The organism is Burkholderia orbicola, assembly GCF_900100915.1.
GTDB lineage: Bacteria > Pseudomonadota > Gammaproteobacteria > Burkholderiales > Burkholderiaceae > Burkholderia > Burkholderia orbicola.
Map to the genome: position 1 here is coordinate 2,773,064 of NZ_FNKW01000001.1, position 12,886 is coordinate 2,785,949.

Sequence of the window (12,886 nt, forward strand, 5' to 3'; positions counted from 1 at the left end):
CGGCGTGTCGCCCTCCTGACGCATGAACCGTCCCGATCCCGACCAACTCCTCGACAAGCTGCAGCGCGATGAAGAAAAGCAGCGGCGCGGCCAGCTCAAGATCTTCTTCGGCGCGTCCGCCGGCGTCGGCAAGACCTACGCGATGCTGCAGGCCGCGCGCCAGCGCGTACAGGAAGGCGTCGACGTCGTCGTCGGCATCGTCGAGACCCACGGCCGTGCCGAAACCGCCGCGCTGCTCGACGGGCTCGACGTGCTGCCGCCCGCCCGCATCGACTATCGTGGCCGCACGCTCGCCGAATTCGATCTCGACGGCGCGCTCGCGCGTGCGCCGCAACTGATCCTCGTCGACGAGCTCGCGCATTCGAACGTGCAGGGCGCCCGGCACCTGAAGCGCTGGCAGGACGTCTACGAGCTGCTCGACGCGGGCATCGACGTGTATACGACCGTCAACGTCCAGCACCTCGAAAGCCTGAACGACGTGGTCGGCGCAATCACCGGCATCCGCGTGTGGGAGACCGTGCCCGACCGCGTGTTCGACGCGGCCGACGAAGTCACGCTCGTCGACCTGCCGGCCGAGGAACTGCTCGAGCGGATGCGCGACGGCAAGGTCTATCTCGCGCAGCAGGCCGAGCGCGCGGTGCGCAACTTCTTCCGCAAGGGCAACCTGATCGCGCTGCGCGAACTCGCGCTGCGGCGCACGGCCGATCGCGTCGACGCGCAGATGCGCGAGTACCGCGCCGACCGTTCGATCCAGCGCATCTGGCAGGCGCGCGAGCGGCTGCTGGTGTGCGTCGGGCCCGGCCCCGAAGCGCCGACGCTCGTGCGCGCGGCGGCGCGGCTCGCGGCGAGCCTGAAGGCCGACTGGATCGCCGTGTACGTCGAGACGCCGCGCCTGCAGCGGCTGCCCGACGCGCGGCGGCAGCGCACGCTCGACGCGCTGAAGCTCGCGGCCGAACTCGGCGCGGAGACGGCCACGCTCGCCGGTGCGGATGCGGTCGCCGCGCTGATCGGCTATGCGAAGGTGCGCAACGTGTCGAAGCTCGTCGCGGGCGGCTCGCCGAAGGTCGGGCTCGTGCGCCGCTTCGCGCGGCCGTTCGGCGAGCAGCTGGCGGAGCGCGCGGGCGACGTCGACCTGATGCTGATTCGCGCGTCCGCGAGCGACGAGACGCGCGCCGCGCCGCTCGACGCACGGGCGCGCGACTGGCGCGATGCGTTCGCGCAGTTCGGCACGCACCGCTCACCGCCGCGCCATTACGCGTATGCGGCCGCGATCTGCGCGGCGATCACCGTCGTCGCGAGCGTCGTGTCCGGGCGGCTCGACCTCACGAACCTCGTGATGCTGTACCTGCTCGGCGTGGTGTTCTCGGCCGTGCGGCTCGGGCGCGGCCCGGGCGTGCTGCAGTCGTTCCTGTCGGTGGCCGCGTTCGATTTCTTCTTCGTGCCGCCGCGCATGTCGTTCTCGGTCAGCGACACGCAATACCTGCTGACCTTCTTCGGGATGCTGCTGACGTCGCTCGTGATCAGCCACCTGACGTCGACGCTGACGCGCCAGGCGAGCGTCGCGCAGCGCCGCGAGCGCCGCACCGGCGCGATCTACGCGATGGCGCGCGAGCTCGGCGCGGCGCTGACGACCGAGCAGATCGTCGAGATCGGCAGCCGCCACGTGGGCGAGGTGTTCCGCGCGCGCGTCGCATTCCTTTTGCCCGACAGCGCGGACCAGGTGCGGCAGAAGATCGAGGAGCCCGACGCGGCCGTCACGCTGACCGGTGCCGAGCTCGACAGCGACGTCGGCCAGTGGGTGTACGACCAGCAGAAGCCGGCCGGGCGCGGCACCGATACCTTGCCGGCGACGGCCGCGCTGTACCTGCCGCTGAAGGCGCCGATGCGCACGCGCGGCGTGCTGGCCGTCGCGTCGCGCGAGCCGCGCGAACTCGAGGTGCCCGAGCAGCAGCGGATGCTCGATGCGTTCGCCGCGCAGATCGCGCTCGCGCTGGAGCGCGTGCACTACGTCGAGATCGCGCGCGACGCGCTCGTCAACATGGAGTCCGAGCGGCTGCGCAACTCGCTGCTGTCGGCGATCTCGCACGACCTGCGCACGCCGCTCACGACGATCGTCGGCTTCTCGTCGATGCTCGCGAACGGGCGCGCGGCCGCGCAGGCGGGCGACGCCGCGGCGGCCGGGCGGCTCGCGCAGCGCGAGGGCGAACTCGTCGACGCGATTCACGACGAGGCGCTGCGGATGACGGGCATCGTCACGAACCTGCTCGACATGGCGCGGCTGCAGGCCGGCAGCCTGCAACTGAAGCGCCAGTGGTCGCTGCTCGAGGAAACCGTTGGCGCTGCGCTCGCCGCCTGCCGGCGCGTGCTTGCGCGCCATCCCGCGCGCGTCGCGCTGCCGGCCGACCTGCCGCTGCTGCAGATGGACGCGGTGCTGATGGAGCGGCTGTTCACCAACCTGTTCGAGAACGCGGCGAAGTACACGCCGCCCGATACGTCGCTCGACATCGGCGCCGAGCGCGTGACCGAGGACGGGCAACCATTCGTGCGCGTGCACGTCGACGATCACGGCCCGGGCCTGCCGGCCGGGATGGAAACGCGGATCTTCGACAAGTTCACGCGCGGCGAGAAGGAATCGGCGACGCCTGGCATCGGGCTCGGCCTCGCGATCTGCCGCGCGATCGTCGAGGCGCACGGCGGTAAAATCGGCGCGCTCAACCGCACCGCGCCCGACGGCCACGTGACGGGCGCGCGCTTCTGGTTCACGCTGCCGGTCGACACGCCGCCGGCCGCCCCCGCCGTGCCCGACGACGAATCCGACCTGCCGGGCGCATCGCCCCCATCCGAGTCATTGCCAGACCATGAGTGAACCCAGCCTGACCGTCGTCCTGATCGAGGACGAAAAGCAGATCCGCCGCTTCGTGCGCGCCGCGCTCGAAGAGGAGGACATCGCGGTGTTCGAGGCCGAGACGGGCAAGCAGGGGCTGATCGACGCGGCGACGCGCAAGCCCGATCTCGTGATCGTCGATCTCGGCCTGCCCGATACCGACGGCCTCGACGTGATCCGCGAGCTGCGCGGCTGGTCCGAGGTGCCGGTGATCGTGCTGTCCGCCCGCACGCAGGAAGAGGAGAAGGTCGCGGCGCTCGACGCGGGCGCCGACGACTACCTGACCAAGCCGTTCGGCGTGTCCGAACTGCGTGCGCGGATGCGCGCGCAACTGCGCCGGCGCAACCAGGGCGGCGCGAACGAGTCGCCGAAGGTGAGCTTCGGCACCGTGACCGTCGATCTCGCGCTGCGCCAGGTGTGGCGCGACGACGCGATCGTCCACCTGACGCCGCTCGAATACCGGCTGCTCGCGACGCTCGTGCGTCACGCGGGGCGCGTGCTCACGCACCGCCAGCTGCTGCGCGACGTGTGGGGGCCGTCGCACGTCGAGAGCCATCACTATCTGCGCATCTACATGGCGCACCTGCGCCAGAAGCTCGAGGCCGATCCCGCGCAGCCCGAGCACATCGTCACCGAGACGGGCGTCGGCTACCGGCTCGTCGGCGCCGTGTGACGGGCGGTGCGCGGCGGCGCATGCGGCCGTGATGCCGCGCATCGGCGGGGTTGCGCCGGCGCGACAGCCTCGCGATGAGCGCCGGCCTTGCACACCGGCTGCGCAATCCCCGCTATCCTGACCGTTCTGCGAACGAAAACGAGGAGCGTGCAATGTCCGTCCGTCTGGTCGTCATCTGTGCGCTGGCGCTGGTCGCGCCCGGCGCGTTCGCCCAGCCGTTGCCGCCCGGGCAGCAGCCGCCCGCGCAGGTGGCGCTGGCCAATCCCGCGTCGGTCAACTGCGAGAAGCTCGGCGGTCGCCACGTGATCCGCAACCTGTCGAGCGGGCAGGTCGGGATGTGCGTGTTCAAGGATGGCCGCGTGTGCGAGGAGTGGGCGCTGTACCGCGACGATCGCTGCGTCGGCGGCGGTGCGCCGAAGCGCGTGGCGAACTGAGCGCGGCCGGCCGATCGCGCCCCGCATCGGCCGCCGACGTGGCCGGCAGCCGGCAGGTCCGTAAGCCTCTTGTTATACTCGGCGCCGCCCGGGGACGACCCCGGGCCATTCGCTTCAACGGGGACGGCCCCATCCGATCTGGAGTACGTCGAGATGGCGTGGGTATGGTTGTTGATCGCCGGTTTGCTGGAAGTGGCCTGGGCGGCCGGCTTGAAATCATCGGACGGCTTCACGAAGCTCGGTCCGTCGGTGTTTACGATCGTGACGGCGCTGGCCAGCTTCGGGCTGCTCGCGGTCGCGATGCGCCAGTTGCCGCTTGGCACCGCATACGCGGTGTGGACGGGCATCGGCGCGGTCGGCGCGTTCGTGTTCGGCATCGTGATGATGGGCGAGGCGCTGACCGTCGCGCGCGTCGCGAGCGCGGCGCTGATCGTCGCGGGGCTGGTCGGCCTGAAGCTGTCGTCGGCCGCCTGACGACGGGATGCCGGGCGCGCATGCGCCCGGGCGCCATCCCGCACTGCGGAATTGCGCCGGCCGCCCGCCCAGCCTGTCTATAATGGAACGCATTCGGGCCTGAATCCCGTCGTGCTTCTCGCGGCACGCGGTGCCGGTCGCCACGCGCCGCGCGGCCAGTCTGTCCGACCCGATCCGGTCAATCGGCAAAACGCACGGAAAGTGCAAGGAGAGGGCCATGATCGAAGCCATTTCGCTCGGCGCGGGGCTCGCGTGGGCGAGCGGCCTGCGCCTGTACCTGACGGTGCTGATCGCCGGCGTGCTGGCGCGCTTCGGCTGGCTCCATCTGCCCGACACGCTGGCCGTGCTGATGTCGCCGTGGGTCATCGGCGCCGCGGCCGTGCTCACCGTGACCGAATTCCTTGCCGACAAGATCCCCGCGTTCGACTCGCTGTGGGATGCCGTGCATACCTTCATCCGCATTCCGGCCGGCGCCGTGCTCGCGGCCGGCGCGCTCGGCCATGCCGACCCGACCATGCTGGCGGTCGCGGGGCTCGCCGGCGGCTCGCTCGCCGGCGCCGCGCACGTGGCGAAGGCCGGCACGCGCGCGCTGATCAACCTGTCTCCCGAACCGATTTCGAACTGGGTCGCGTCGTCGACCGAGGACGGTCTCGTGGTCGGCGGGCTCGTCCTCGCGTTCTTCGTTCCGCTCGCGTTCCTCGTGCTGCTCGCCGCGTTCATCGCGGCGTCGGCGTGGGCGCTGCCGCGGCTGTGGCGCGGCGTGTCGGGTGGTTTTCGCGGAATGGCGAACCACATGGTGTCGCGGCTCAATTCGATCGGAGGGAAACGCGATTGAAGGGGCCGCAACACGCGGCGCAGCCGCCGGCCGGCCAACCCGGCCATGACGGGCGCGCGCATGCCGGCCGCTTCGGCCTGCGCGACCTGATCCACCAGGCCGCCCGGATGACCGCGCGCGACTGGCGCGCGGGCGAACTGACGCTGCTGGTCCTCGCGCTGGTGCTCGCGGTCGCGGCGCTGACGAGCGTCGGCTTTCTCGCCGATCGGCTGCGCCAGGGGCTCGAGCGCGATGCGCGCCAGATGCTCGGCGCCGATTTCGTCGTGCGCGCCGATCGCCCCGTCGATCCGTCGTTCGACCGCCAGGCGCGCGCGCTCGGCCTGCGTACCGCGACGACCGCCATCTTCCCGAGCATGATCGCGGCCGCCGCGGGCGGGCAGGCGGCCGACGCCGCGCCGTCGCGCCTCGCCGCCGTGAAGGCCGTGTCCCCCGGCTATCCGTTGCGCGGCGCGGTCGAGATTCTGCCGGCCGGTGCGACCGTCGCGCAGAAGGCGGCCGCGATTCCCGCGCCCGGCACCGTATGGGCCGATCCGGCGCTGCTCGACGCGCTGCATCTGAAGGCGGGCGATACGGTGCGCGTCGGGCTGCGCACGTTCACGGTCGCCGCGGCGATCACCCGCGAACTCGATCGCGGCTTTTCATTCGTGAATTTTTCGCCGCGGCTGATGATGCGCGCGGACGAGCTCGCCGCGACGGGGCTCACGGGCTACGGCAGCCGCGTCACGTACCGGTTGCTGGTCGCGGGCGACGCACCGGCCATTGCGCGCTTCGAAACGTATGCGCACCAGCGCGTCGACGGCGGGAAGCTGCGCGGCGTCGGGCTCGAGTCGTTGCAGGAAGGGCAGCCGCAGGTGCGGCAGACGCTGGATCGCGCGCGTCATTTCCTGACGCTCGTCGCGTTGCTGACCGCGCTGCTCGCGGCCGTCGCGATCGCGATGGCCGCGCAGCGCTACATGCGGCGTCATCTCGACGGCTGCGCGACGATGCGCTGCCTCGGCGTGAGCCGCCGCACGCTCGGCGCGCTGTTCGCGCTCGAATTCGTCGGCGTCGGCATCGTGTCGGGCGCCGCGGGCGCGGTGCTGGGCTACGGCGGCCATTGGGCGCTGCTGGCCGCGCTCGGCAGCCTGATCGACGTCGTGCTGCCGCCGCCGACGTTGTGGCCGGCGCTGATCGGCATGGGCGCCGCGCTCGTGCTGCTGCTCGGTTTCGCGCTGCCGCCGCTCGTCCCGCTCACGCGCGTGCCGCCGGTACGCGTGCTGCGGCGCGAGTGGGGCGACGCGTCGCGCACCGCGTGGGCCGCGTATGCGATCGGCGTCGTGCTGTTCGCGGGGCTGCTGATCGTGGCCGCCGGTAACCTGAAGCTCGGCCTGATCGTCGCGGGCGGCTTCGCCGGCGCGCTGGTCGGGTTCGCGCTGATCGCCCGGCTCGTGCTGTTCGCCGCCGCGCGCGCGGTGCGCAATGCGCGCGTGGCCGCGGGCGTCGGCTGGCGTTACGCGCTGGCGTCGCTGCATCGGCGCGGCACGGCCAGCGCGCTGCAGATCACCGCGCTCGCGCTCGGCCTGATGTGCCTGCTGTTGATCGCGATCACGCGCAACGACCTCGTGGCGGGCTGGCGGCAGTCGACGCCGCCCGATGCGCCGAACCAGTTCCTGATCGACATCCAGCCCGACCAGCGCGCCGATGTGGCCGCCTATCTGGCCGCGCACGGCGTGCGCGACGCGGTGCCCGCGCCGATGGTGCGCGGCCGCCTGGTCGCGATCAACGGCAAGCCGGTGAATCCGGACGCGTACCCGTCCGAAGAGGCGCGCCGGCTCGTCGATCGCGAGTTCAACCTGTCGTATACGACCGAATTGCCGTCCGACAACCGGATCGTCGAAGGCGACTGGTTCGGCAACGCGGCCACGCCGCAGATCTCGATCGAAGCCGGCCTCGCGAAGACGCTGAACGTGAAACCGGGCGATACGCTGCGCTTCGACGTGACGGGGCTGACGGTCGACGAGCCGATCACCAGCGTGCGCAAGCTAGATTGGGGCTCGTTCCGCGTCAACTTCTTCGTGCTGATGCCGCCGCCGGTGCTGAAGGATTTCCCCGCCGTCTACCTGACCAGTTTCCATCTGCCGGCCTCGAACGCCGCGCTGCTCGATCCGCTGATCGCGCGCTACCCGAACCTGACCGCGATCGACGTCGCGCCGATCCTCGCGCAGTTGCAGCGGATGATGCTGCAGGTGGTCGGCGCGGTGCAGTTCCTGTTCGCGTTCACGCTCGCGGCCGGCGTGCTCGTTCTGTACACGGCGCTCGCCGGCTCGCGCGACGAGCGGGTGCGCGAGGCCGCGCTGCTGCGTGCGCTCGGCGCGTCGCGCGCGCAGGTCAACGCAGTGCAGCGCGCGGAATTCGTCGTGGTCGGCGCGCTGGCCGGCGTGCTGGCATCGGCGGGCGCGATCGCGGTCGGCTGGGTGCTCGCGTCGCGCGTGTTCGACTTTCAGCTCGCCGTCGATCCGTGGCTCGTGCCGGCGGGCATCGCGGCCGGTGTCGTCTGCGCCGGTGCGGCCGGCTGGCTGAGCCTGCATAATGTGTTGCGGCGCCCCGCGCTGCAGTCGCTGCGCGACGCCTGAGCGTCGCCCGCGGCCCCGAAGATCCCGTTTTCCGACTATCCGTAATGACCGATGTGAATGACGATGCGCCGGCGCAGCCGACGGCGTTCGAACTTGTGGGCGGCGAAGCCCGCGTGCGCGAAATGGTGGACCGTTTCTACGACCTGATGGACCTCGAACCCGAGTTCGCGCAGATTCGCGCGCTGCATCCGCCGTCGCTCGACGGTTCGCGCGACAAGCTGTTCTGGTTCCTGTGCGGCTGGCTCGGCGGCCCCGACCACTACATCAGCCGGTTCGGCCATCCGCGGCTGCGCGCGCGGCACCTGCCGTTCCCGATCGCGTCGGTCGAACGCGACCAGTGGCTGCGCTGCATGGCGTGGGCGATGGAGGACGTCGGGTTGCCGGAGCCGCTGCGCGAGCGGCTCATGCATTCGTTCTACGACACGGCCGACTGGATGCGCAACCGGCCCGGTTGATCGACCGGTACGCCGCTGTCCGCGCGCGGGACGATCTGCGTCTGGGCGCACGAGCGGCCCGGCGCGACACTGGCCGTTTCTCCATCGATACGAGGCTCGCCCGATGACGACACAAGCGCTGTTTCGCGAAGACGCGTACCTCACGCAATGCGAGGCGATCGTCCAGGCCGTCGGCGACGACGGCATCCGGCTCGACCGCACCGTGTTCTATCCGCTCGGCGGCGGCCAGGCCGGCGACACCGGCACGCTGACGCTGCCCGACGGCAGCACGATCGCGATCGCCGACACGCGCAAGGCGAAGTTCGACGGCGCGACGCCCGACGACGCCGTCCACGTGCCCGCGTCGGGCCAGGAGGCGAGCGTCGCGACGCTCGCCCCCGGCACGCGCGTGGTTGCTGAGATCGACTGGCTGCGCCGCTACCGGCACATGCGTCTGCACACGGCCGCGCACCTGATGTGCGCGGTGCTGCCGTACGCGGTCGACGGCTGCAGCGTGACGGCCGACTACGTGCGGCTCGATTTCGCGACTTCCGACGCGATCGACCGCGACGACGTCGAGCGACGCCTCACGGGCTTCGTCGTCGGCGCGCATCCGGTCACGACCGAATGGATCACCGACGACGAAATGGCCGAGCGTCCCGAACTCGTGCGCACGATGAGCGTGAAGCCGCCGATGGGTCTCGGCCGCGTGCGGCTGCTGCGCATCGAAAACGTCGACCTGCAGCCGTGCGGCGGCACGCATGTGCGCAACACGTCCGAAATCGGCGGGTTGCGGGTCGCGAAACTGGAAAAGAAGAGTGCGCGCACACGGCGCCTCGTACTGGAGTTTGCATGACGGTCGATACCGGGAAAGCAGGCGCGGCGGCGCTCGATCCGCAGGCACGGGAGATTCTCGATTTCTGGTTCGGCGAGCCGGGCTCGGCCGAATTCGGGCAGAACCGCAAGGTCTGGTTCAACGGCGGCGCCGCGTTCGACGACGTGCTGCGCACGCGTTACGGCGCGCTGCTCGACGCCGCGTGCGACGGCGCCTGCGATCACTGGGCCGATTCGCCGTCGGGCGCGCTGGCGTTGATCGTCGTGCTCGACCAGTTCTCGCGTAACATCCATCGCGGCACGCCGCGCGCGTTCGCGGCCGATCCGAAAGCGCTCGCGCTGGCCCGCCGCGTCGTCGCGGCCGGCTGGGACACCCAGTTGCCGAGCGGCCATCACCGTGCGTTCGCGTATCTGCCGTTCGAGCACGACGAGTCGGTCGAGAGCCAGCGCGAGGCCGTGCGCCTGTGCGCGGGCATCCGCGACGAGGCCGGATGCGAGAGCTATCACCGCTTCGCGTTGCTGCATGCGGCGATCGTCGAGCGCTTCGGCCGCTTTCCGCACCGGAACGCGATTCTCGGTCGCGCGTCGACCGACGAGGAAACGGCGTTTCTGCGAGAGCCCGGCTCGTCGTTCTGACGATCCGTACGTTGGCGAGATGAGGGAACGGGGTGGCTAACGCTGGGACGCTTGCGGGTTCTGCCGGCGTCGGTATTGCAGCACAGGTTGCGCAGTGGTCCAGCGGATGAGCGCGACCGGTGCCGAAGAGCAAAGTGAAGGCGGGCAGGACGGCGCATCGCGCCGCCCCGTGTCACTGCAGATGCGGTTCGGGCGTGCGCACGTAGACGCGCAGCAGTTCCTCGTTGTCGCCCGGGCGGGCGCCCGTCCAGAACAGCTTCCATTCGCTGCCCGGCGCGGGATCGACGGCCCGCACGCCCTGCACGATCATCCACGTGCAGCGCGTCGTCTTCGCGTCGTCGATCGGCGTGTGCTCGATGCCGGAGAAGTAGTACAGCATCGGCGCTTCCGATTCGCCGAGCCCGTGCAGGCTCGCCATGCAGTCGCCGTCGTTCCATTCGAGCGCGAGATGCGCGTTCAGGTCGTCGAACACCGAGCGGTAGCTCTTCGCGACGTCGAGCCACGGCAGCAGCAGCGTATAGATGAGCCCCCACGCGACGAGCGCGCCGGCGCCCCACGACAGCGCGCCGCGCCACAGCCCCGTCGTGCGCAGCTTCGGCAGCAGCGTCAGCCAGCCGACCGTCAGCGCGAGCGCGCCGGTCACGAGCGCGGGCTGGATCGGCATCGTCCAGTCGAGCGGCAGCCAGCGGCCGAGCAGCGCGAGATCCGCGCGCGACGCGGCCGGATCGGCCATCACCGCCCAGATCGCCCACGCGAGCACGACCACCGTGCCGAACAGGATGCGGCTCAGGTAATCCCACGCGAGATGCAGCCGGCGCGGCAGGCGCTCGATCGCCTGCGCAGCGACCAGCGCGAGCGGCGCGAAGAACGGCAGGATGTAGAGCTGGCGCGACGTCGCGGACACCTGCAGCACCACGAGCCCGATGCCGGCGAACAGCACGGACAGCGCGATGCGCGGCGCACGCCAGTCGCGCCATGCGCCGCGGGCGAGCGCGACGATCGCGAGCGGCGCGACCGGGAAGCCGACGGTGAGGAACGCGCGCAGGATGAAGAACGGCTTGTCGTTTTCCGCGCCCAGTTCGGGCACGGAGAAGCCGAAGAAGCGACCGACGTTGTTGTCCCAGAACCACGTCATGAACAGCGTTTCGGAGCGCAGGAACAGCGCGGTCGGCCAGATCAGCGCGAACGGCGCGAACACGAGGGCGGCGACGCCCAGCGCGCGGGCGAACGAGCGGGTGCGGCAGGCCGGGTAGAGCGCCAGCGTGCACACGAGCGTGGCCGCGAACACGAGCGGCACGAACAGCCCTTTCGCCATCAGCGCGATGCCGACGCCCGCGCCGAAGATCGGCGCGGCCCAGCGGCCCGCCGGATGCACCGGCAGCCCGTGCCGCATCTGCTGCGCCCGCGCGACATGCTGCATCACGAGTTCGAGCAGCCCGCAGAACCCGATTGCCGTGCCGGCAAACAACGCGACGTCCGTCATCATGTCGTGCACGTGCTTGATGACGACGAGCGTGCCGGCGCTGAGTACCACCGGGCCGAGCACGCGCAGGTCGAACCAGGTGTCCGCGCGACTGGCCACGCGGGCCGCGCGGGCGATGAAGCCGAACGCGAGCGCGGCGAACAGGGCACTCGCCAGGCGCGCCGCGTCGTGCAGCGGCATCACGCGCTGCAGCAGCCACGCGAGGCTGGTCGCGACCCATGCGTAGAGCGGCGGCTTTTCCATGAACGGCAGGCCGGCATTGGTCGGCACGACGAAGTCGCCGGTCTCGAGCATGTGCTGGATGATGCCGAACGTGTAGGTTTCGTCCTGTTTCCACGGATCGTGGCCGAGCACACCGGGCAGCGTGTACGCGCACACCAGTGCGGCGACGAACAGCCAGGCGCGCCAGCCGAGCAGCAGCGAGCGGTCGCGCGGGGCGCTGATCGTGGCGGTCGAGGCGGCGACGGGCGTACCGGCGACGTCGAGCGTCGCGAGGACGTCGGTATCGGCGGTCGAGCGGGTGTGCGCGGCCGGGGCGGGCACGGACGTGCGTCGCCGGCTGGGCGCTGCGGTTCCAGGCATGGAAAAGATCTCGGGTCGAGTCGAGCCGGTCCGGCGACATGGGCGGGACCGATAAGGGATTACATCCGGCTAACGGACAGGATGTTTAAGACACCTGTCTGAATGACCGCTAGTAGAGCACGGAATTGTTACGGATGTTTACTGAAACTGTCACGGAATTGTGGAGATTTGTGGCGCCGTGACCACGGGGCGTTTTCGTCAGCCGTATTGTTGCGCCGCGTGTCAGCTTAGCGGCCGCCGCCGACGTCGAGCAGGGCGCCCGTCGTGTAGGAGGCCGCATCGCCGAGCAGCCAGACGATCGCCTCGGCGATCTCCTGTGCCTCGCCCGCGCGGCCGAGCGGCGTTTGTGCGCCGAGGCGGGCGGCGCGGCCCGGCTGGCCGCCGCTTGCATGAATTTCGGTCTCGATCAGGCCGGGGCGCACCGCGTTGACGCGCACGCCGTGCGGGCCGAGTTCCTTTGCCAGGCCGATCGTCAGCGAATCGACCGCGCCTTTCGAGCCCGCGTAGTCGACGTACTCGTTCGGCGAGCCGAGCCGTGACGCGATCGACGACACGTTGACGATCGCGCCGCCGCGGCCGCCACGGTCGGTGGACAGCCGGCGCGCGGCTTCGCGCGCGCACAGATAGGCGCCGAGCACGTTGGTATCGAACATCCGCCGCAGCCGGTCGGCCGGCATGTCGGCGAGCGGCATCGACGGCGCGACGATGCCTGCATTGTTCACGAGCGCGTCGAGGCGCCCGAACTCGGCCGCAACCGTATCGAACATCGCGACGACGTCGGCCTCGTTCGCGACATCGCCCGCGACGATGCACGCGCGGCCGCCCGCGTCGCGCACGGCCTGCGCGGTCAGTTCGGCCGCTGCCGCGTCGCGCGCGTAGTTGATGCCGACGTCCCAGCCGCGTTCGGCCGCGAGCACGGCGGTCGCGCGGCCGATGCCGCGGCTCGCGCCGGTGATGAGGACTGCCTTGCGGTCGGACGGTGCGGTCATCGCGTGCGGGTTCCGG

The 12,886-nt window shown here is 70.9% G+C and carries 11 protein-coding genes; 9 read left to right on the forward strand and 2 right to left on the reverse strand.

Annotated features, from left to right (window positions below; translation table 11 throughout):
* Window positions 1–22 precede the first annotated feature (22 nt).
* The 9 genes from BLS50_RS13265 to BLS50_RS13305 all read left to right on the forward strand — a co-directional run bounded on the left by BLS50_RS13265 (window position 23) and on the right by BLS50_RS13305 (window position 9,816).
* Complete coding sequence (locus tag BLS50_RS13265) at window positions 23–2,866, forward strand: sensor histidine kinase (protein WP_074802396.1); 2,844 nt, start codon at window positions 23–25, stop codon at window positions 2,864–2,866.
* Window positions 2,859–3,557 carry a two-component system response regulator KdpE gene (kdpE, locus tag BLS50_RS13270; RefSeq protein WP_011545833.1) on the forward strand — a complete coding sequence of 233 codons (699 nt, stop codon included), beginning with the start codon at window positions 2,859–2,861 and terminating at the stop codon, window positions 3,555–3,557. Before BLS50_RS13265 ends, kdpE begins: the two co-directional genes overlap by 8 nt.
* Window positions 3,558–3,709: 152 nt before the next feature.
* Window positions 3,710–3,991, forward strand: coding sequence for a DUF333 domain-containing protein (locus tag BLS50_RS13275; protein WP_011545832.1), 282 nt, complete (start codon window positions 3,710–3,712; stop codon window positions 3,989–3,991).
* Window positions 3,992–4,144: 153 nt separating this feature from the next.
* Window positions 4,145–4,465 carry a quaternary ammonium compound efflux SMR transporter SugE gene (sugE, locus tag BLS50_RS13280; RefSeq protein ID WP_006497024.1) on the forward strand — a complete coding sequence of 107 codons (321 nt, stop codon included), beginning with the start codon at window positions 4,145–4,147 and terminating at the stop codon, window positions 4,463–4,465.
* Window positions 4,466–4,682: 217 nt separating this feature from the next.
* Complete coding sequence (locus BLS50_RS13285) at window positions 4,683–5,300, forward strand: DUF4126 domain-containing protein (RefSeq protein WP_006483514.1); 618 nt, start codon at window positions 4,683–4,685, stop codon at window positions 5,298–5,300.
* Window positions 5,297–7,912 (forward strand): ABC transporter permease, encoded by a 2,616-nt coding sequence (locus BLS50_RS13290; RefSeq protein ID WP_074802397.1) that lies wholly within the window; start codon window positions 5,297–5,299, stop codon window positions 7,910–7,912. The genes BLS50_RS13285 and BLS50_RS13290 overlap by 4 nt, the downstream gene beginning before the upstream one ends.
* Before the next feature lie 44 nt (window positions 7,913–7,956).
* On the forward strand, window positions 7,957–8,367 hold the full coding sequence (locus BLS50_RS13295) for a group II truncated hemoglobin (RefSeq protein WP_006478237.1): 411 nt from the start codon (window positions 7,957–7,959) through the stop codon (window positions 8,365–8,367).
* Between the two features lie 103 nt (window positions 8,368–8,470).
* Window positions 8,471–9,202, forward strand: coding sequence for an alanyl-tRNA editing protein (locus tag BLS50_RS13300; RefSeq protein WP_074802398.1), 732 nt, complete (start codon window positions 8,471–8,473; stop codon window positions 9,200–9,202).
* Window positions 9,199–9,816, forward strand: a complete 618-nt coding sequence (locus tag BLS50_RS13305; protein ID WP_027811430.1) for a DUF924 family protein — start codon at window positions 9,199–9,201, stop codon at window positions 9,814–9,816. Before BLS50_RS13300 ends, BLS50_RS13305 begins: the two co-directional genes overlap by 4 nt.
* A 172-nt stretch (window positions 9,817–9,988) precedes the next feature.
* On the opposite strand, the gene BLS50_RS13310 is transcribed toward BLS50_RS13305, so the two are convergent.
* Together BLS50_RS13310 and BLS50_RS13315 are read right to left on the reverse strand one after the other, a co-directional pair.
* On the reverse strand, window positions 9,989–11,881 hold the full coding sequence (locus BLS50_RS13310; protein WP_074802399.1) for an ArnT family glycosyltransferase: 1,893 nt from the start codon (window positions 11,879–11,881) through the stop codon (window positions 9,989–9,991).
* A 227-nt stretch (window positions 11,882–12,108) separates the two neighbouring features.
* Window positions 12,109–12,870, reverse strand: coding sequence for an SDR family oxidoreductase (locus BLS50_RS13315; protein ID WP_074802400.1), 762 nt, complete (start codon window positions 12,868–12,870; stop codon window positions 12,109–12,111).
* Window positions 12,871–12,886: the final 16 nt, after the last annotated feature.